Source organism: Thermofilum sp. (assembly GCF_038871435.1).
GTDB classification, from domain to species: Archaea; Thermoproteota; Thermoprotei; order Thermofilales; family Thermofilaceae; genus Thermofilum; species Thermofilum adornatum.
Genome location: NZ_JAVZIC010000001.1, coordinates 40380 through 58938 on the forward strand (window position 1 = coordinate 40380; position 18559 = coordinate 58938).

Annotated in this window: 16 protein-coding genes, 1 tRNA gene and 1 pseudogene; 12 read left to right on the plus strand and 6 right to left on the minus strand. The window is 47.0% G+C overall.

Annotation, left to right across the window (positions count from 1 at the left end; genetic code table 11):
* Positions 1-6 precede the first annotated feature (6 nt).
* Entirely contained in the window at positions 7-696 is a 690-nt protein-coding gene (locus tag QXT17_RS00220; RefSeq protein WP_052885532.1) for a prepilin peptidase, read from the plus strand.
* Positions 697-890: 194 nt separating this feature from the next.
* Here QXT17_RS00220 and tpiA read toward each other — a convergent pair whose 3' ends face one another.
* Complete coding sequence (gene tpiA / locus QXT17_RS00225; RefSeq protein WP_020962815.1) at positions 891-1580, minus strand: triose-phosphate isomerase; 690 nt, start codon at positions 1578-1580, stop codon at positions 891-893.
* Positions 1581-1690: 110 nt separating this feature from the next.
* Between tpiA and QXT17_RS00230 the strand changes: the two genes are divergently transcribed.
* Both QXT17_RS00230 and dph2 read left to right on the plus strand, forming a co-directional pair.
* Entirely contained in the window at positions 1691-2812 is a 1122-nt protein-coding gene (locus QXT17_RS00230; protein ID WP_020962814.1) for a radical SAM protein, read from the plus strand.
* Positions 2791-3813, plus strand: coding sequence for a diphthamide biosynthesis enzyme Dph2 (gene dph2, locus QXT17_RS00235; protein WP_020962813.1), 1023 nt, complete (start codon positions 2791-2793; stop codon positions 3811-3813). The genes QXT17_RS00230 and dph2 overlap by 22 nt, the downstream gene beginning before the upstream one ends.
* Here the strand turns inward: dph2 and QXT17_RS00240 are convergent.
* Positions 3765-4640, minus strand: coding sequence for a TIM barrel protein (locus QXT17_RS00240; protein ID WP_020962812.1), 876 nt, complete (start codon positions 4638-4640; stop codon positions 3765-3767). The genes dph2 and QXT17_RS00240 overlap by 49 nt on opposite strands.
* Before the next feature lie 111 nt (positions 4641-4751).
* On the opposite strand from QXT17_RS00240, the gene QXT17_RS00245 reads away from it, so the two are divergent.
* The 4 genes from QXT17_RS00245 (at position 4752) to QXT17_RS00260 (ending at position 9423) form a co-directional block, all read left to right on the plus strand.
* The gene (locus QXT17_RS00245) at positions 4752-5888 is read left to right on the plus strand and encodes a PhoH family protein (protein WP_342783000.1); all 1137 of its coding nucleotides are present in this window, start codon (positions 4752-4754) and stop codon (positions 5886-5888) included.
* Entirely contained in the window at positions 5885-7786 is a 1902-nt protein-coding gene (locus QXT17_RS00250) for a DNA topoisomerase (RefSeq protein ID WP_020962810.1), read from the plus strand. Before QXT17_RS00245 ends, QXT17_RS00250 begins: the two co-directional genes overlap by 4 nt.
* Positions 7787-7793: 7 nt before the next feature.
* Positions 7794-8426, plus strand: coding sequence for an ASCH domain-containing protein (locus tag QXT17_RS00255; protein WP_020962809.1), 633 nt, complete (start codon positions 7794-7796; stop codon positions 8424-8426).
* 67 nt (positions 8427-8493) lie between these two features.
* Positions 8494-9423 carry a hypothetical protein gene (locus QXT17_RS00260; RefSeq protein WP_020962808.1) on the plus strand — a complete coding sequence of 310 codons (930 nt, stop codon included), beginning with the start codon at positions 8494-8496 and terminating at the stop codon, positions 9421-9423.
* Here QXT17_RS00260 and QXT17_RS00265 read toward each other — a convergent pair.
* A complete protein-coding gene (locus QXT17_RS00265; protein WP_020962807.1) occupies positions 9420-9932 on the minus strand; it encodes a hypothetical protein in 513 nt (170 codons plus the stop codon). The genes QXT17_RS00260 and QXT17_RS00265 overlap by 4 nt on opposite strands.
* 98 nt (positions 9933-10030) lie before the next feature.
* Between QXT17_RS00265 and QXT17_RS00270 the strand changes: the two genes are divergently transcribed.
* The 5 genes and pseudogenes from QXT17_RS00270 to QXT17_RS00290 all read left to right on the plus strand — a co-directional run bounded on the left by QXT17_RS00270 (position 10031) and on the right by QXT17_RS00290 (position 15454).
* Positions 10031-11413, plus strand: a complete 1383-nt coding sequence (locus QXT17_RS00270) for a TrpB-like pyridoxal phosphate-dependent enzyme (protein WP_052885667.1) — start codon at positions 10031-10033, stop codon at positions 11411-11413.
* 48 nt (positions 11414-11461) lie between these two features.
* Positions 11462-12430: a mevalonate kinase gene (gene mvk / locus QXT17_RS00275; protein WP_020962805.1), complete on the plus strand. Its 969-nt coding sequence runs from the start codon at positions 11462-11464 to the stop codon at positions 12428-12430.
* A gap of 103 nt (positions 12431-12533) precedes the next feature.
* Positions 12534-12629: transfer RNA gene (locus QXT17_RS00280), tRNA-Thr, on the plus strand.
* A gap of 89 nt (positions 12630-12718) precedes the next feature.
* Positions 12719-14692, plus strand: a pseudogene (acs, locus tag QXT17_RS00285) (acetate--CoA ligase); the annotation flags it as partial.
* A 21-nt stretch (positions 14693-14713) separates the two neighbouring features.
* Entirely contained in the window at positions 14714-15454 is a 741-nt protein-coding gene (locus QXT17_RS00290) for a CBS domain-containing protein (protein ID WP_342783023.1), read from the plus strand.
* A gap of 82 nt (positions 15455-15536) precedes the next feature.
* Here QXT17_RS00290 and QXT17_RS00295 read toward each other — a convergent pair whose 3' ends face one another.
* The 3 genes from QXT17_RS00295 to rnhB all read right to left on the minus strand — a co-directional run bounded on the left by QXT17_RS00295 (position 15537) and on the right by rnhB (position 18544).
* The gene (locus tag QXT17_RS00295; protein ID WP_342814417.1) at positions 15537-17144 is read right to left on the minus strand and encodes an FGGY-family carbohydrate kinase; all 1608 of its coding nucleotides are present in this window, start codon (positions 17142-17144) and stop codon (positions 15537-15539) included.
* A gap of 65 nt (positions 17145-17209) precedes the next feature.
* Positions 17210-17830 carry an acyltransferase gene (locus QXT17_RS00300; RefSeq protein ID WP_342814416.1) on the minus strand — a complete coding sequence of 207 codons (621 nt, stop codon included), beginning with the start codon at positions 17828-17830 and terminating at the stop codon, positions 17210-17212.
* Positions 17831-17896: 66 nt separating this feature from the next.
* Positions 17897-18544, minus strand: coding sequence for a ribonuclease HII (rnhB, locus tag QXT17_RS00305; protein ID WP_020962801.1), 648 nt, complete (start codon positions 18542-18544; stop codon positions 17897-17899).
* Positions 18545-18559: the final 15 nt, after the last annotated feature.

Genomic DNA, 18559 nt, shown 5'->3' on the forward strand with positions numbered 1-18559 from the left:
CAACAAATGTCTATATATTTCTACGACCTTGTCCCGGTTTACCGCAGAATTGTGCTTATTTCAGCCTTACTCTATGCAGGTTACCAAGACTACAAAACACGGGAAATAGACGATAAAACATGGGTATATCCCTCAATTATACTGGCCCCACTTACATTTTTTGAAGTATACAACCGGACACCCACATACCTACAGATTTATCTGTTTTCCCTTTTTCTCGGCCTGTTAATAGCAATCCTAACCCTAAAATTGAAGCTTACAGGCGAGGCCGACGCGATTGCATTTGCCTTTATAAGCTTATTTGAGCCACCTGGCTACCATATAATCACGTTGTTTCCCCTAGGCTCAGTGATTATTCTCTCACTTGTTCCAACCTTGCTGTATACCTGTTATAATCTCTACTGGAACCTTAAACATGGAAGCTTTGCAGGCTACGAAGCAGGATCTCTAGTCAAAGCCCTCGCAATGCTGACAATGAGATATATCAGTAGAAGGGAATACGAAGAAAAAAGCTACATGTATATTCCCTCTACCCAAAAACAAGGAGACAAACTAACAATAGAGCTAAGCCCCATGATTCCAGAAAAAGTAGAGAACCCAGGACTGGACGAATTCTGGGCAGTCACACTTGCTCCCTATGTTTTCTTCTTGTCCATAGGCTACCTTATCTACACTATACTCCTCCTAACATTTTAAAACCTAGAAACACAAGTATTTTGTATCGCTCAACAAAATTTCGGTCAAGCACTAAGCTCCTCGCACGGCGCCAAAACGATAAATCTAATAAAACAATCATCCCTATGGATAAGTGGCGATGATTGCAAATCCGGGTTACGACAAACATAGGATGACGTAAGGGCTAGTTCCTGAGCCTCTAAAAAAAGAAAAACTTATTTTAGAATTGGCCTTATAAGGTCTAAGATTGCTTTCTCCCAGTCCTTAGCTTTAACAACGCCAGAGGCAAGAAGAACACCTACAGTCCCGAGCCTCAGTGCCGCCGCTACATCGTCACCCGTAGTTATTCCTGCGCCACAGAGAACCTTTACATTCGGATTTATTTTTTTCACGAGGTCAACAGAGGAAGTCACAACTTCTGGTTTTGCTTTTGAGACTGGTATACCTGTCCCAATGAGCTCTGGGGGCTCTATAGCAACCATGTCTGGACCAAGAGCAGCCATTGCCGCAGTTACCTCTGGGGTGTTGGTGCAGACAACAGTCACTAGGTTCAGCTGCCTGGCTCTCTTCACAACCACGTCTATCTGGTCTGCACGTACCCGACGCTCACTGTGGTTAACCATTGTACCAATAGCGCCTGCGTCTTTCACAGCTTCAAGAGTTACGTGTCCTGTATGGCTTCCAGGAGACACATCATCAACATGCTGGGAGAAGACAGGAATATCGACTTGCTGTGCAATAAACATTAGGTCTGTTAGCTGCGGCGCGACAGCTATTGTTACGCCATACTCTTTGCTGAGCTTTTCGGCCACTTTAGCTAGCTGTAAACCTTTCTTGCCGCTTGCCTCGGCATATGCCTTAAAATTTATGAGAATCAAGGGATACTCAATTTTTGTTGCCGCCATATTTGATATTTTGTTTTGCCATCATATATTCTAAGATTAATAATTCAACGTAAAACAAGCAGGTAAGCTTAAAGCCCCCTACAACAAATCATACTTAAAGAAGGCAAACCATGTACTGGAACAGAGATGTAGAATTATCCTATCTGAGGCCGGACGCGCTAACCGTATGGCAAGAGGAAGAAGTAGTTAAGCGTCTAAGCCACTACAAGGCTGTTTTTGAAGAGAGAGCCCCAGCATTTTACAGGGTAGCAAAGAGAATCCCGGCAGAATTCAGACAGGACGCAGATGTGGAAGAGTTGCTAGACATACACCGTAACTATGCGAAAGATTTTCCCAAAATTTATAGAGAATTCACAGTTGATAATCTCGGCAACAAGATTCCAGGGGTTTCTTATCTCGACTTAAAGATACAAATCGCTAAGAAAATGCTTGAAAAATGTTTCTTCTGTGAGTGGAGATGCTCAGTAAACAGGGCGAGGGGCGAGAAGGGGGTATGCGGCCTTGACTCTAGGGTTCGTGTCGCTACAGCCTTCCTCCACATGGGAGAAGAAGCGCCACTAGTGCCCTCTGGAACCATATTTTTCACTGGATGTAGCTTTAAATGTGTCTACTGCCAGAACTGGGACATATCGACAAGAGTAGAGAATGGAGCAGAAGTCACCCCCCAGGAACTCGCAGATATAGCTGTAAAGCTTTACCTGAGGGGGGCCAAGAACATAAACTATGTCGGCGGAAACCCTGACCAGCAACTTCACGCTATCTTAGAGTCGCTAAGGTACATGGATGTAAATATACCTCTTCTCTGGAACACAAACATGTATATGTCCACAGAGGCTCTAGAGCTCCTCCTGGACATTGTAGACATATGGCTACCCGACTTCAAGTACGGTAACGACGCCTGTGCAAGGAGACTTTCCGGTGTCCAAAAATATTTCGAGGTAGTCTCACGGAACCATAAGATGGTCTGCGAGGCTGGTAGAGACATAATCATTAGACACTTGGTTCTGCCAGGCCACGTTGAATGCTGTACAAAGCCTGTCCTCGAATGGATTTCCAAAAATTGTCCGAGAGCGCTTGTAAACGTAATGGACCAGTATAGGCCAGAGCATCTTGTCGCTAGGTTTCCAGAAAGGTGGAGAGAGATAGCGAGGAGGCCGAAGCCGAGCGAGATACGTGAAGCATATAACTATGCAGACAAGTTGGGATTGGCATGGAGAGAAGTCTCGCTTTGAATGACTACGAGATAGAGTTTAGCAAAATATTAGAGTGGTTAAAGAAAAATAGTGCCAAGAAAATTCTTGTTCAGGCCCCGGACGGACTGAAAAAAATCTCAAGGCTTATATCTGAAAAGCTCGAAGAAGAAGGATACGAGGCTTACCTCTCAGGAAGCCATGCCTGGGGCGGATGCGACATAGCAGTTAACGAGGCAAGAACAATGGGCATCGACACAATACTTCATGTTGGTCATCATGGCTTCGTAGGAGCCAGAACAACAGAGGTTAGAGTATTGTTTGTACCAGTCCACTACCAGGGTGAATTCACTGACGCACTGGTCAATGCACTAGAAGACATCAAAAGAAATAGCTTCAAAAAAATTACGCTAGGAGTGACCGTAGAGCTACACCGTAGACTACACGAAATAGAAAACCTTGCATTAAAAAGTGGCTTTCATGTCGAAACAGGCTCGCTAGAAAACATTACAGGTCTGATCATAGGATGCAACTATGCCTCGCTTCGAGATGCAGAAGCTGTTCTCATAGTAGCTGGTGGAAGATTCCACGCGATCGGGGCCGCTCTCTGGATGGGTATACCTGTATGGAGAGTTGACCCCTACCTAAAAAGCTATGAAAAGGTAGATGTGAGACCCATTATATCGCGCCGTTTAAGGGATATCAGCTCCGCGATGGATGCTCACAGCTTCCTCGTCGTTGTGTCGACAAAAACTGGCCAGGCCAGACCAGTCTTAGCCCAAAGCATCAAGAAGAGGCTTCTCCGCGAAAACAGAAAAGCAGACATAGTGGTGATAGACGAGATCAGCAAAGACGTACTACTCAACTTCGGGCATTATGATGCCTATGTGAACACAGCTTGCCCACGTCTGACGATAGATGACCCAGACATCTTTCCTGGGCCTGTGATAAATCCCGGCGAACTCAAATATGTCCTCGGCAAGAAGCTTGAGGGCTACGATTCCCGGGATCTCTTTCGTTTTGACTTTTCTACCGGCGCATAGAATAATTCCTTCAGCAACAGGGCGTCTTGCTCCAAGTTCGGACTCTCAGAGATGACAACACCCTTAATGTTGAACTCTCTGAATGCTTTGACGAGAAGCTTATACTCCAGATCAGCCTCCGCCAAGTTTAGGTGGCGCTTTTCTCCTTTCTCGCCATACTCTATGCCCGATACGTGTATGTGCATGTTGTCGAGAGCGTATCTGCCAAGCCCTTTCTCGATTTTTTCAAGGATAGATGCAAAGTCCTGGTATCTCTTCAGCCCACCCACAGTCCTGGCATGCAGATGGGCGAAATCGACAACTGGGAGCACGCCTTCCAGCTCCTGACTTAACCTTATAACCTCTTCGAGGCTTCCGAACTCTGATGGCTTTCCAAGAACTTCGGGCCTGATCCAGATCTCTATACTATTTTCTCTGAGATGTTTTAGGACTGTCTGAACCCCTTCCTTTACCTTTCTGTATGTGGCTTCGGGGTCGCTATTTCCGTAGTATCCGGCGTGAAAACATACGCTCCATGCACCTGCTTTATAGCCTATCTCCGCGCTCCTGATTATCCTCTCTACACTTGCTTTTACCTTTGCCTCCTCTTGACTGTTAAGGTTAATATAGTATGGCGCGTGTACAGTAAGCACTATGCCAACCTGGTCTCGCAGTTTCTTGACCTCTACTGCAGATTTCTCGTTTAGAAAAATGCTCCTAACAAACTCTATCTCCATTGCGTCGAGCCCAAGCCTTTTAACCTCTAATATTCCCTCGGTTACACCTCCCTTTTTTAGAGTGGTCGGTATGCCTGCAGGCCCAAAATACAAGCGGTCTGGCTGCCACATCTAGCTCCACAATATTGATTCGATGCTTCAGGATTTTAGTCTTTCTAGCACACGTGTACATATAAAGAAATAAAAGACTTCAATAAGAAATACTGTAAACGGTGAAAATACATGTCGCTCAAATTTGAACCAGTAAACGAAAAACAAAAGATGCTTGTAGGCGCCCTTGAGAGCCCAGACATAGACATAGTTGGCGTATTTGGCCCAAGCGGCACAGGGAAAAGCTTCGTCGTTATTCTCCACGGCATTTCGAAGCTGAGAGAAGAAAAGTACAAAAGAATGATCATAATTAGGCCCCTTGTAAGCATCTCTAGGTCAAAACTCCTAGACTCTTCAACCCTAGGCGAAATGTACTATGAAACAGCGTCATCCTACCTCCTAGACGTTGCGGGAGACTATATCGACTTGCCGGAACTCAAAAACTTCTTGGATAGCAGAAAAATAGTCTTCGTAGACCCCGAATTCCTTACGGGGAGAACATTCGACAACAGCCTTATTTTCCTAGACGATGTCCAGTACTTAAACCCAGAGATTATTCCAGAAGCCATAATAAGGGTGGGAAGAAACTCTAAGCTTGTTATCGCGGGGGACCCTGTTCTACAAGCCCTAGAGGGAAAAACAAGGAACACGGCGGCAATAGCCCGCGAGCTGTTATTGGGAGAGGAGAGGTCACTTGTAATCAACATGGGTGTAAACGACATCGTGAGGCCGGGGTCTAAGAGGGGCTTCAAGCTTGCACTAGAGTCGAGGCTTAGGAGGCGTAGTCTATCAGAAGAAGAAAACAAAGTTAAGGCCGTGTTGCAGAGCCACGCGCCAGACGCAGACATAGTGACTGTTGTATGGCTCAAGGATCTCAAGGAAAAATATTCCTCGCAGAGCGCGCCCGATGTTCTAGCCATCGCAAAGGAAAATACACTTAGCCGGCTGATCGGTAAGAAGGGAGAAAGAATAAATAAGGCCCAAGAGGAGGCAGGTGTACACATTAGGGCCATCGAGCTAACCAACGATCTTGGAGAAATAGTCAAGGCTATACACCCTGTTGGATGGATTAGGAAACACATAGAGAGTGTAGAAATAGAGGGCGCAGATCTTGTTGTCTACGTCGACCCAGAAGAGTACGGCGCATTTGTGGGGAAGCAGGGCACATATATCAGGTTCCTAGACGAAGCACTCAAGAGAATACTTGGGCTAGGAGTTCGTGGGAGACACGCCGAGAAACCTGAAGATAAGAGGAAAAAGGCTAAATGATTTACGGCTACGTCATAGTTGCTGAGAAAAACTCTGTTGCACGTGCAATTGCAAGCTTTCTTGGAGGGACAAGCGTAAAGAGATTACAGATCGAGGGTGTTCCTGCATACGAGTTTAACTGGAATAATTCGAGGAGCCTTTCTATAGGAGTAAGCGGGCACATACTTAACTTTGACTTCCCAAAGGAATACAACAAGTGGAACAGTATTGACCCGAGACAGCTCTTCTTCATAAAGCCTATACTAGTGACACGGGAGGGAGCATACAAATACATAAAGGCTCTTAGACAGCTTGCACAAAAAACCTCGACAGTGATACTTGCCCTGGACGCTGACGTGGAAGGGGAAGCCATAGCATTCGAAGTCATGCGAATAATGTCCCAGGCCAACCCAAGCTTAGAGTTTAAACGTGCATGGTTCAGCGCAATAACGAGGACAGACATCCTAGAAGCCTTCAAAAACTTCAGGAAGCCAAACGAAAACCTAGCAAACAAGGCCTTCTCTAGGATGATCGTCGACCTCACGATTGGCGCCAGCTTTACGAGAATACTCACGCTGTCGGTAGAAAAGAGGAACGGATTCTTGCCGAAAGGCAAATTCCTGAGCTATGGTCCATGTCAGACTCCAGTCCTCTACTTGGTTGTAAAACGTGAACTAGAGAGAGAAAACTTCAAGAAGAAGAAATACTACGTGTTAAGAGTAAAATTCGAGTCGCCCGAGGGAGTATTTACTGGCCACGCGACGTTTGACGATGCCTCTAAGGCCAACGAAGCATTAAGCGTTGTGAAGAGCATTGGTAAGGGAATCGTAGCTTCCTCGGAATACGTGACAGTTAATATCCAGCCCCCTGTTCCACTAAACACAGTGTACCTTGAGAGCAGGGGTAGCCTTTTCCTTAACCTAAGGCCAAAAGAGACCCTCGCAATAGCTGAAACTCTTTACGCGAACGGCTACATTTCTTATCCACGCACCGAGACAACCAGGTATCCTCCAACTCTAAACCTGAAGAATATACTCTCGATGTTCAGCGAGTGGGAAAACACTGGCTGGTACGTAAAAAAACTGCTTTTAAAGGGCTTCAAACCGACGGAGGGACGTGAAGACGACAAAGCCCACCCACCAATCTACCCAACTAAGGCCGCCTCTAAGAACGAGATTGTTAGAAAGTTTGGGGAGAAAGCGTGGAGGGTATACGAATACGTGGCTAGACATTTCTTAGCCACATTAAGCGAGGACGCTATTATCGAGAAGCAAAAAATCATTGTCAACATAGACAAGTTACAGTTCCAGGCGGAGGGGCGCAAGGTCGTCTACCTTGGATTCTATCAGGTCTACCCCTACAGTGTACCGCAAGATGACCCCCTCCCATACCTGCTCAAAGGGGAAGAGGTGAGAGTCTTAGAAGCAAAGCTAGAGGAGAGAACCACTCAGCCTCCACAGTACCTCAGCGAGGCGGAGCTTCTAGCCCTAATGAAAAAGTACGGCATAGGTACAGACGCGACAATGCAGGAGCATATACACACAAACATTGAAAGAAAATACTTTATAGTGAAGAATAAGCGCCTTATACCGACACCTCTCGGGAGAACCCTTGCCGTCTCGCTGTATGAGACAGTCCCAGAACTCGTCTTGCCGGAGATAAGGGGGCGCATGGAGTCTAAGCTTGTAAAGATAGCTAATGGAGAAGTTTCTCCGGAGGAGCTTGTGCAGGAAATGCTCGAAGAGTTTCTAAGCTACTATGACAAGTTAGCACAAAACATAGACAAGGTTGCCGAAAAGCTCGTAGAGGGATTGAAAAAGGTATACCAAGAAGAAGACAGTGAAGCTTCCCATGCCTCGGCCAAGAAAAAATCCTCCATGAAGAGGAGGAAAACTACAAGGCAGAGGAAAAAGATTTAAAAACCATGTGGCTTCAAAACAGAGGAGGAAACCTATAAACATGGAGGGGGGCTCTAGGAAGATAATAAACAGGAAGCTGGGCAGAAAATTATCGTTCAAAGCAAAATACATTGACCAGCTCTTCAACGGGGAAAAAACGACAACTGTCCGAAGGGGGATCGTCACGCCCAGATATGACGTTGTTTATATTGAAAGCGACGGGAAAATCCATGGAACCGCCCGGGTAAAATATGTCCGATATACTAAGCTCGGAGAACTAACAAATGACGACGCTGTAAAGGACGGTTTTAGTTCTAAAGAAGAGCTAATCAACGCATTAAAAGAGATCTATCCAGACATTGGGAAAGACGAATGGGTCACAATCATCTCGCTAGATAATCTCAACAGGTTTAGAGAACCCCTACCGACGGAAATGATAACTAGAGATATTGACTCCGACAAGATATCTGAGGCTGCACAAATAGCCCTAGCCAACGGATTGGCAGAAAACGAAAAAGAGCGCAGAATCCTCGCCATGCTCGCCATAAATGGCGATATAAAAGCTACATCAAAGCATCTAGGAATAAAGGAGGACGAAGCCAAACTTGTCCTTGCAAAAATAATGAATAAACTCAAAGAGAAGGGAATACAACAGCAGTAATTATGCAGAAGGCCTAGTATCTATGTCTAAACCCACGATTTTTATCTCTCATGGGGACCTTGACGGAATGTCTGCTACAGCAGTCATAGCTGACACCATTAGAAAGAAGCATCCAGAAACAAGGCTGATATTTCTATTTTCCCAGCCCCACGAACTCGACAAGACGCTGCTGCAGGTTCCCGAAGAATTTGAAGAACTCTACCTCGTCGACATAGCGATCGATACAGAACTATGGCCAAAATTATCTCTTCTCTTATATGACATCTCAAAGAGGGGAAAAATAATATGGCTGGATCATCACCCGTCCACGCTAAGTTTCTCAGACAAATTGACAAAGATAGGAATCCAAACAATACTCGAAAACACAAGATCAGCGGCCTCAATAGCTAGAAAATTCCTTCAGAACACTTCTGACCCTTCCTTCTACGAAAGCATAATAAAGCTGGGAGAAGCATCCGATCTAGCAATAAAGCTCGAGAAAGATGACCCCCTGCACCATTCCCTAGAAACCCTTAGCATTGCCCTGGCATACAAGACTCGCGAGGAACAGCTCAGGAAAAAGATACTATCGTCTTGGCTAAACAAGAAAATAATAGTCCCAGATGAGGCAGCAGAGGCGGCCCAAGAGGGAGAAAAAATCTACAGGGAATTATACCAAGAGGCAAAGCAAAGCACAATCTTTGAGTCAGACAACCTGTTAATAGCTGACCTAAGAAACAGACGGGTATATGGATTCATTGGGAGAATAGCATCTGTCCTCGCAGGCGAAAAGGAAAAACCCGTTATCCTGCTGACAAGACTGGGAGAAACAGCTACACTCATCACGTATAGAGCACCGGCCAAAAACAGCTATGAAAAGATATCAAAGATCGTTGCAGACATAGCGAGAAGCTATGGTGGAGGGGGTGGACACTTGGCGGCGTTTAGCTACAAGGTTCCCAGCGCCTACATGGAAAATATCCTGAAAGAATTAATTGATGCTGCTAATTCACTTTAGCTTATTGACACACGCTTAATTGCCGGGTGCTGGAGAATCTTCTCAATGACCTCGCTGGGAACAGGCTGCGAGACGACGACGTAGAGCTTGGGCTCTTCATATATGTTCGGATCCTCCGCGACCACCTGTAGAATGTTTATATCCTTCTCGGCCAATGCGTTAGCGACCCAGGCAATTATGCCCGGTTTGTCTTCAAAGATCTCCACAACTAGGCACCTGTAACCCAGCAGACGTGAAACCGACACGAGTGAGGGGCCTGCTGGCCTGAGGTGTAAGAAAAATTCCCTGAGGAAGTCGTCGTTATTTATCTGTTTAAGAACCTCCATAACTACTCTCCTGTCTACGCCTGCTTCTTCCGCGAGTGAAGTTACCGTAACTTTTACTTTGTCGCCAATGTATACGTCTTCTCCTCTCACGCTTAGCCCGTATTTTAGTAGAGTTCTTGCTATCTGGATTCTTTTGCCCGACCCTAGAACTTCTTCTACATGTTTCCAAAACGACTTATCCATAATTCTTTATGGTGATAAACCTCCATTTATATTCATTCTTCTCTAAAATGTACATAAAAGAAAAATTTATATACATCAATGAACAAAATAGACAAGTTATGAACAAAAAGATACATCTAGATGAAGATGAGATGCCACGGGAATGGTACAACATCCTGCCAGACCTGCCAGAGCCTCTTCCGCCGCCACTTAACCCAGTCACTGGCCAGCCGGTCTCGCCCAAAGACCTTGAGCCCATATTTCCAAAAGAACTTATTAGACAGGAAATGTCACAGGAAAGATTCATACCCATACCAGAAGAAGTGCTCGATGTATACAGAATCTGGAGGCCAACCCCCCTCATCCGTGCATATCGTCTCGAAAAGGCACTTAGAACCCCCGCTAGGATATATTACAAGTACGAAGGCGTTAGTCCGCCGGGAAGCCATAAACCCAACACGGCGGTTGCCCAGGCATACTATAATGCAAGGGAAGGAGTAGAGAGACTAACTACAGAGACTGGTGCTGGGCAGTGGGGATCTGCACTCTCGTTCGCGACAATGCTTTTTGGCCTAAAGCTGACGATATACATGGTTAAGGTCAGCTACATGCAGAAGCCATACAGAGCCATACTGATGAGGACGTGGGGGGCAGAAGTAGTCCCAAGCCCGAGCAACAGGACAAAGTATGGAAGAAGCATACTGGAAAAGGACCCTGACAATCCCGGCTCCCTGGGAATAGCGATAAGCGAGGCCCTAGAAGACGCAATATCTCATGAGGATACAAAGTATAGCCTTGGAAGCGTGCTCAACCACGTCTTGTTGCATCAGACAGTTATAGGGCTAGAGGCAATAAAGCAACTCGAAGCGGAAGACGAGTTCCCAGACATTGTCATAGGCTGCGTGGGTGGAGGAAGCAACTTCGCCGGAATATCGTATCCATTCTACTATCTTGTCAGATCCGGAAAAGCGCCCAAGAGGACACGGTTCCTAGCCGTAGAGCCGGCGTCATGTCCATCCATGACTAAGGGCGAATACATGTACGACTACGGGGACACCGCGGGACTAACACCCCTACTAAAGATGTACACTCTTGGACACGACTTTATACCTCCACCCATCCACGCAGGAGGCCTAAGATACCATGGCGCCGCACCTACCCTGAGCCTCCTGAAGAAGGCTGGAATATATGAAAGCACAGCATATAACCAAGTAGAGGTCTTCGAGGCTGCGAGGCTCTTCGCACAGACCGAGGGAATAGTGCCAGCCCCAGAAAGCGCCCACGCTATAAAAGCAGTAATCGACGAGGCGATAAAAGCCAAACAAAAAGGCGAAGAAAAAGTAATATTGTTTAACCTCAGCGGGCACGGTTTACTCGACCTTGCCGCGTACCAGGACTTCCTCGATGGAAAGCTTCCAGCACACGAATACCCAGCAGAGGCTATACAGAGATCTATTGAAAAAATAAAAGCACTATTGCTGGAAAAAGGCATCAAGCCCTAGCAACGCTACAACGCTAAAAATATACCAATCTATCCACTCACTTTTTCTATGTCTAGGATTACCTCAAGCGCACCTGGAAAAGTTATCCTATTCGGTGAACACTTTGTCGTCGAGGGACAGCCAGCAATAGCTATAGCCGTTTCGCTAAGGGCATATGTAACTGTGGAGCCCACGCAGAGCGACGAAATCAAGGTGTACTCGAAAAACTTCGACCTCACTGAGACTTTCCCGCTTAACCAGAGGGACAGCTGGACGGGCAAAATGACCCCAGTCGCCGTTGCGGCATACACTGCGATGCTTGAGGCCGACAAAAAAACAGGCCTAAACATACACATAGACTCGCAGATACCTCCAGGTAGCGGAATGGGCTCGAGCGCGGCAGTCGCAGTCGCCACAGTCCACGCAACAAGCCTAGCCTTGGGCCTCCAGCTAGACCCCAGAAAAGTGTCAGACCTAGCCTACGAGGCAGAAAAAGTTGTCCATGGAAAACCCAGTGGAATAGACAACACCATAGCCACTTTTGGCGGGGCCATTGCATATAGGAAAGGAGAGGGATTCATCCAGCTAAAACCAATCTTTAGAGGGGTAAAGCTAGTATTGGCAGACACAGGCAACCCCAGAAACACGGGCGAAATGGTTCGCAGGGTGCTTGCACTTAAAAACACTTATCCAAGTATACTAGACCCAATCTACTATTCTGCTGGAAAGCTAGTCGTAGAGGCGGCCCAACTTTTGGAGAAAGGAGACTACGAAAACCTGGGAATACTTATGAATATAAATCATGGCCTTCTCTCAGCTGTAGGCGTCTCAACGAAGGAAATAGAGCTACTCGTACATACTGCCAGAGAAAACGGAGCCCTAGGCGCAAAGTTAACAGGCGCCGGAGGGGGAGGATACATCGTAGCCCTATGCAGAGAAAACGACGCCGAAAAAATAATCAGCGCACTAAAAAGCCACGCAACAAACGTTCTAACCGTCAACCTGGAAGAGGAAGGAGTAAGAAAGGAAAATATATAGTAACACTCCAGGAAAATGAGAGACACAACTATAGAAGAATTGCTCATCCCACAAAAAATTTAAACCCCACAAAGCTATTACTCAGTAAGACATCTGAAGTCGAGCCCCGGTAGCTCAGCTCGGTAGAGCGCCGCTCTGGTAAGAACTAGTCCTTCCGGATAGGCGGAGGTCCCGGGTTCAAACCCCGGCCGGGGCTCCATTTTTTTCCTAGTGCTCTGCGATTTGTCATGATTTATTTTGAATATTGCTTAATAATACAGTTGTCTAAAGGTTTTTTGGCGATTGACGATGGAACCGGGGAGCCTTCCATTTGGGGAGTATGTTACAAACGACAAGTTCGTGTTTCAGAGAATTGAGGACTACTGGAGAAGGCATGCCGAGACTTTGAAGAATTTCAATGAGTTTTGGGATGGTGTCGCTAGTGAGCTTGAGTGGTTTGAAAAGTGGAAGAACTTGTTGGACGACTCTAATCCTCCTTTCTATAAGTGGTTTGTCGGCGGAAAGATAAACCTGTCTTACCTCGCGCTGGACCTAAATGTCAAGAAGGGTAGAGGAAACAAGGTTGCCCTGATTTGGGAGGGCGAACCCGTAGACGGAAATGGTATGCCTCTCGAGGTCATGAGATACACGTATGGGGAACTTCTCCGAGAGGTCAACAAGGCGGCCTATGTATTGAAGAGGCTCGGTGTAGGTAAGGGAGACAGAATATCCATCTATTTGCCAATGATCCCCGAAACGATTATTTTCATGTTGGCTGCGTGGAGGATTGGAGCTATTACAAGTGTAGTTTTCTCCGGCTTCTCGGCTGAGGCCCTTGCTGACAGGATAAACGATGCTGGTGCCAAGCTACTCATAACTGCTGACGGGTTCTGGAGGAGGGGGAAGATCGTCCCACTAAAAGAGACAGCCGACAAGGCCGTGGAGAGGGCCCGTTCTGTTGAGAAGGTCGTTGTAGTGAAGAGGATAGGTCTAAATAACGTGCCGATGAGGGAGGGCAGAGACTACTGGCTACATGATTTGCTTAGAGAAGTCCCAAGCGATGTTTTTGTAGAGCCTGAGAGGCTTGAAAGCGAGCATCCATCCTTTATCCTGTACACCTCTGGAACTACTGGGAAGCCTAAGGGTATAGTCCACGATACTGGTGGCTGGGCCGTTCACGTATATGCAACAATGAAGTGGGTCTTCGATATACGTGAACACGATGTCTACTGGTGTACAGCAGACGTTGGCTGGGTCACTGGCCACTCTTATGTGGTTCTTGGGCCAATGCTCGTCGGCGCAACCCAGGTTGTCTACGAGGGTGCTCCAGACTATCCACAGCCGGATCGCTGGTGGAGCATCATCGAGCGTTACAAGGTCTCCGTTTTTTATACTAGCCCTACAGCTATACGAATGTTTATGAAGTTTGGCGAGGATTGGCCGAGAAGGCACGACTTGTCTTCGCTAAGGATTATCCACTCTGTTGGAGAACCGATTAATCCAGAGGCATGGAGATGGACCTATAGGGTTCTAGGCAACGAGAAGGTAGTGCTGGGATCAACGTGGTGGATGACCGAGACCGGCGGAATAATGATTTCTCATACGCCTGGGTTCTTCCTTGTACCCATGAAGCCCGGGACAAATGGTCCCCCATTGCCAGGCATAGAGGCAGACATTGTAGATGCAAAGGGCGAAAGCGTGCCGCCAGGCGTCAAGGGCTACCTTGTGATTAAGAGACCTTGGCCTGGAATGCTTCACGGTATATGGGGCGACCCAGAGAGGTATAAGGCTACGTACTGGGCTAGGTTCCCAGGCTACTTTTATGCGGGGGACTTTGCTGTAAAGGACCAGGACGGCTTTATCTGGGTGCTTGGAAGAGCCGACGAAGTACTAAAGGTCGCGGGCCACAGGCTCGGCACATATGAAATTGAGTCTGCCCTTGTCGGCCACCCGGCTGTTGCAGAGGCGGCAGTTGTCGGTGTCCCCGACCCCATAAAGGCTGAGACACCCGTAGCCTTTGTGGTTTTGAAGCAAGGGTTCAAAGCTGGGCCGGAGCTTCGTGAAGAACTTAGGAGACATGTAAGGAATGCTATTGGCCCCATTGCTGAGCCTTCAACTGTGTTTTTCGTGTCAAAGGTTCCAAAGACGAGGTCTGGAAAAATTATGCGTCGACTACTCAGGTCTATAGCGCTCAACGCACCTCTTGGAGACGTTTCTACCCTAGAGGACGAGACATCTGTGGACGAAGCTAGAAAGCTGTTCGAAGAGTTGAAGAGCGAGGTCTGGAAGAGCATCGAGCAATTTGTGCGTAAGCCGTTAGTCGTACCCCCGTCGATGCCCATAAAGGAGCTTGCACACAAACTTCTCGAGGAAAAGTTTGCAGTTGTCAGCAGTGACGGGAAAAAAGTCGAGGGGGTTGTCTCCGAGAGAGACATTGTTAGGGGCATAGCCATAAATGCCGGCTTCAAGACACCCGTAGGTGACGTTATGAGGCGAGACGTGGTGGCTGTGGATGCTTCTACCCCCTATCATGAGGCACTTAAACTGCTTTCCCAGAAGAAGATAAGGCATCTCGTTGTGACAAAGAACAATGAGCTATTTGGTGTCGTGAGCGCGCGGGACCTATTGGGCGAACACTTGCTCGTGATAGACGAGGCCTTGAAAAACACATTGTCTAGACTTAAGGTGGGAGACTGGATGAAGAAGACAATTGTTTCAGCTAGCCCGAGAGACGCAATTAGAACTGTTGCAAAACTAATGAGTGAAAAGGATGTAGGCCTAGTGGTGCTTCTCGATGGTGGAAGGCTTTACGGCGTTGTATCAGAGTACGACCTTGTAAACGCCCTAAAGAACGAGCTGGACTTTGACAAAACCGTAGCAAGTATAGCATCCACAAATGTAGTGACAGTTCCCGTGGACGCGTCACTGCAGACAGCTGTAGCACTCATGTCAGAAAACGGGATAAGACACTTGGTGGTAACAAGGGGTTCTGAGCCTGTAGGAGTTATATCGATCAGAGACGTCATAGGTGCGCTCAGGGAATAAGCCTTCTATGTTTTTGTTTTTGACCAACTATTTCTAAAAAATATCTTTGGTTTATCTTAACTTTCACTTTCTCGCTTAAAGTTTATTCATGCAACTTGAATAAGAGGTGTATTAGTCGGTCTATGTCCCAGGGGGGAGGAGTAGGAGTAAGCTCGCTTATAGATGAAATTTCCCTGTAAAGTGGCTCCAGCTGCGTGTATAACTTGTCGTATATGGCATAATAAGCGTCGTAAATGGAGGCTTCCTTGGGGTCTGGGCGTATCCTAGCCCTTTCTTTGAAAAATCCCTTGGCGGCTTCCCGGTGTGACTCAAAGAGTCCTAGAGCTGTACTCGTTATTAACGCGTCGCCAGCTAGCGCTGCGTCTAGGAGTTCTGGCAGGACTACTTCTAGCTTTGTGACGTTTGCCTTTATCCTTGCCCAGGTCGGCGACTTTGCTCCTCCACCCATGAGTATAAGCTCGCTCGGCCTTATTCCTAGCTCGCCGAAAACCTCGAGTATTTTTCTTATCTCGTAGGCTATTCCCTCCATCATGGCTCTGAAAATGTGTGACCTAGTGTGGTATACAGTTAGCCCAAATATGACCCCTCTAGCATAGGGGTTCCACCTTGGAGACCTGGCTCCAGAAAAGAACGGCAAAACAATTAGCCCGTTTGAGCCTGGAGGTATGTATTCGGCTTCCATGTCTAGGTATTCGTAGGCCCTCCTCCTAGTAGAGCTTGCCAGCTGTTGTACGCTTTCAGCGACCTGGTCTCTGAACCACCTAAGTATGGCGCCTGCAGTACTCATACCTGCCTCAATTACCCAAGTATTCCTTATGGGTGAAGCCCCAACCGAAAACCTCATTTTTTCGTCGAGTAGCGGCCTGTCAACCATTGTTGCAGTCGTAGAGCCTGTACCTGTTGATTCTTCTACTCTTGAAGACTCAAATATCCCCGCTCCTAGAACTTCTGCTTGCCTGTCCCCCATCCCAGCAAGTACCTCTATGTCTGTGGGAAGGCCCAGGATCCTAGCCGCCTCTTCGCTTAGGGTCCCAACAATCTCGTCGCTGTTTAGAGACTCAGGGAACAGGTCGATGTATTCTGACAGCTTCAGCATGTCGAATAGTTCCTGGTCCCATTGCAACTTTACTATGTTGAACAGCATTGTCCTAGATGCAACAGTATGGTCGGTAATTGGCCTGCCGGTAAGCTTGTATATAACATAGTCTTTGGGCTGTAGCCCCTTCTTTGCCCTTTTAAGTACTTCGGGTTCATTCTCCTTGTACCACAACAGCTTTGTAGCTGTAAACGTGGCGTCGACAACCAGGCCTGTCCTCCGGTAGATCTCCCTAACATCATTCTCATTCTTTATCCTCTCAGCCTGGGGAGCGCTACGCCTATCCATCCATATTGGGACTCTTCCTAAACTCTTTCCGTTTGAGTCTATTAAAGCTAGAGTCTCTCTCTGGCTACTAACATTGATACCTGCTATTCTTGAGGGGTCAATGTGGGACTTCCTGATAACAGTCCTTGTAACCTCTACTACAGTTTCCCACCAGTCTTCCGGGTCTTGTTCAGCCCATCCCGGTTTAGGATAGTACGTTGGGTATTCCTTACCATCTACAGCTAAAAGGTTTCCAACCGAGTCAAAAAGAGCAACCTTTACAGTTGTCGTGCCTATGTCTATTGATAGTAAAATATCTTTATCCACAATTATATTTTTTACATTTTTGGAAAATTAAACTTGAGTATTAACATACTGTAAAGATAACCGAGTTAATCTTTGCTATCCTTTGCCCTGGCGACTCTGCTGTGAAGCTCTCTCGATATAGAAACTTCCCTACCACAGTGCAGACACTTTAAAAGCACACTGTTTTCGGTCTCCCGTATAACCTCCTTGAGCGGCCTACCACAGTAACAGACAAAACCCACAAGTCTCGCCGGATTGCCCATGACGAGCCCGTGGTCTGGAACATCCTTTGTTACCACGCTACCCGCCGCCACCATCGCGTACCTTCCAATGGTAACTCCACACACAATGGTAGCGTTCGCCCCTATGGATGCCCCCTCCTTTATCGTTGTCTTTACTACTTCCCAGTCAGTCGAAAATGCCCTCGGATACTTGTCATTTGTAAAGACTGCGTAGGGGCCAACAAACACATTGTCCTCAATTATTACGCCCCGATACACGGATACACCGTTCTGTATCTTGACATTGTTGCCTACTACTGCTCCTTGGTCAATATATACATCCTTCCCTATGTTACAGTTCCTGCCTACCTTTGCTCCACTCCTTATATGTGCAAAGTGCCAGATACGTGTGCCTTCTCCTATTTCTGCGCCGTCCTCAATGATTGCAGTTGGATGAGCAAAGTACTTTTTGGATAGTTCGACCATGTTGTCGATATGAAAATACTTCCTTAATTGTTTTTCTGGTTTATAGCCATAACTGTATTGAGACGGCTACTTACCTAGGAGTTTTTTCCACGAGTCCCACTCTTTTCTTGCGATGGGTGGCGGCTCGGGGTTTTTCTTTAGCCATTCAACAGCAAATCTTTTTGTCTTAGGGTCGCTTGGATAGCCTGAGCCAAAGTCTCCATATGTCTTCTTTAGCTCCTCGATTATGCTGTCCCTCTCAACCTTTGCAACTATAGATGCGGCGCCGACGATTATGTATTTTTCGTCGGCATGGTTTTCAACCACGAGCCGGACAGGTATCTTTAGAAGGGATTTTACAGCTTCGGCGTATCTATCTGGGACGGGGTCTGGGCTATCTATGTAAACAGTTTCAAGGGGAATGCTTTGTGCCACTTTGTTTATGAGCCCAGCTGCCATAGCTGCCTCTAGGTAGTTTAGGTTCTGGTAGCATTCGCCCTTGACGGCGCAGTCTATTAGGTGTGGTTCAACTATGACCTTCTCGACGCCGCACCCGATACTTGGGAGGATTTTTGCCAGCCTTCTCCTGGTAGATGGTGCAACCTTCTTTGAGTCCTTGAATCCGAGGCTTGCGAGTAGCTTTAGCTTTTCTCCTGGACAGTAGACCATAGCTATAACCATGGGCCCAATCATTGGGCCGCGTCCAGCCTCGTCTATGCCTGCAATGAAAGACACAGAACCCAGTACAAC

What these genes read in the sequence shown, in the direction of transcription:
- QXT17_RS00220 (WP_052885532.1), top strand. Translation starts at nt 7, where the DNA reads ATGTCTATATATTTCTACGACCTTGTCCCGGTTTACCGCAGAATTGTG.
- tpiA (WP_020962815.1), bottom strand. Translation starts at nt 1,580, where the DNA reads ATGGCGGCAACAAAAATTGAGTATCCCTTGATTCTCATAAATTTTAAG.
- QXT17_RS00230 (WP_020962814.1), top strand. Translation starts at nt 1,691, where the DNA reads ATGTACTGGAACAGAGATGTAGAATTATCCTATCTGAGGCCGGACGCG.
- dph2 (WP_020962813.1), top strand. Translation starts at nt 2,791, where the DNA reads ATGGAGAGAAGTCTCGCTTTGAATGACTACGAGATAGAGTTTAGCAAA.
- QXT17_RS00240 (WP_020962812.1), bottom strand. Translation starts at nt 4,640, where the DNA reads ATGTGGCAGCCAGACCGCTTGTATTTTGGGCCTGCAGGCATACCGACC.
- QXT17_RS00245 (WP_342783000.1), top strand. Translation starts at nt 4,752, where the DNA reads ATGTCGCTCAAATTTGAACCAGTAAACGAAAAACAAAAGATGCTTGTA.
- QXT17_RS00250 (WP_020962810.1), top strand. Translation starts at nt 5,885, where the DNA reads ATGATTTACGGCTACGTCATAGTTGCTGAGAAAAACTCTGTTGCACGT.
- QXT17_RS00260 (WP_020962808.1), top strand. Translation starts at nt 8,494, where the DNA reads ATGTCTGCTACAGCAGTCATAGCTGACACCATTAGAAAGAAGCATCCA.
- QXT17_RS00265 (WP_020962807.1), bottom strand. Translation starts at nt 9,932, where the DNA reads ATGGATAAGTCGTTTTGGAAACATGTAGAAGAAGTTCTAGGGTCGGGC.
- QXT17_RS00270 (WP_052885667.1), top strand. Translation starts at nt 10,031, where the DNA reads ATGAACAAAAAGATACATCTAGATGAAGATGAGATGCCACGGGAATGG.
- mvk (WP_020962805.1), top strand. Translation starts at nt 11,462, where the DNA reads ATGTCTAGGATTACCTCAAGCGCACCTGGAAAAGTTATCCTATTCGGT.
- QXT17_RS00300 (WP_342814416.1), bottom strand. Translation starts at nt 17,830, where the DNA reads ATGGTCGAACTATCCAAAAAGTACTTTGCTCATCCAACTGCAATCATT.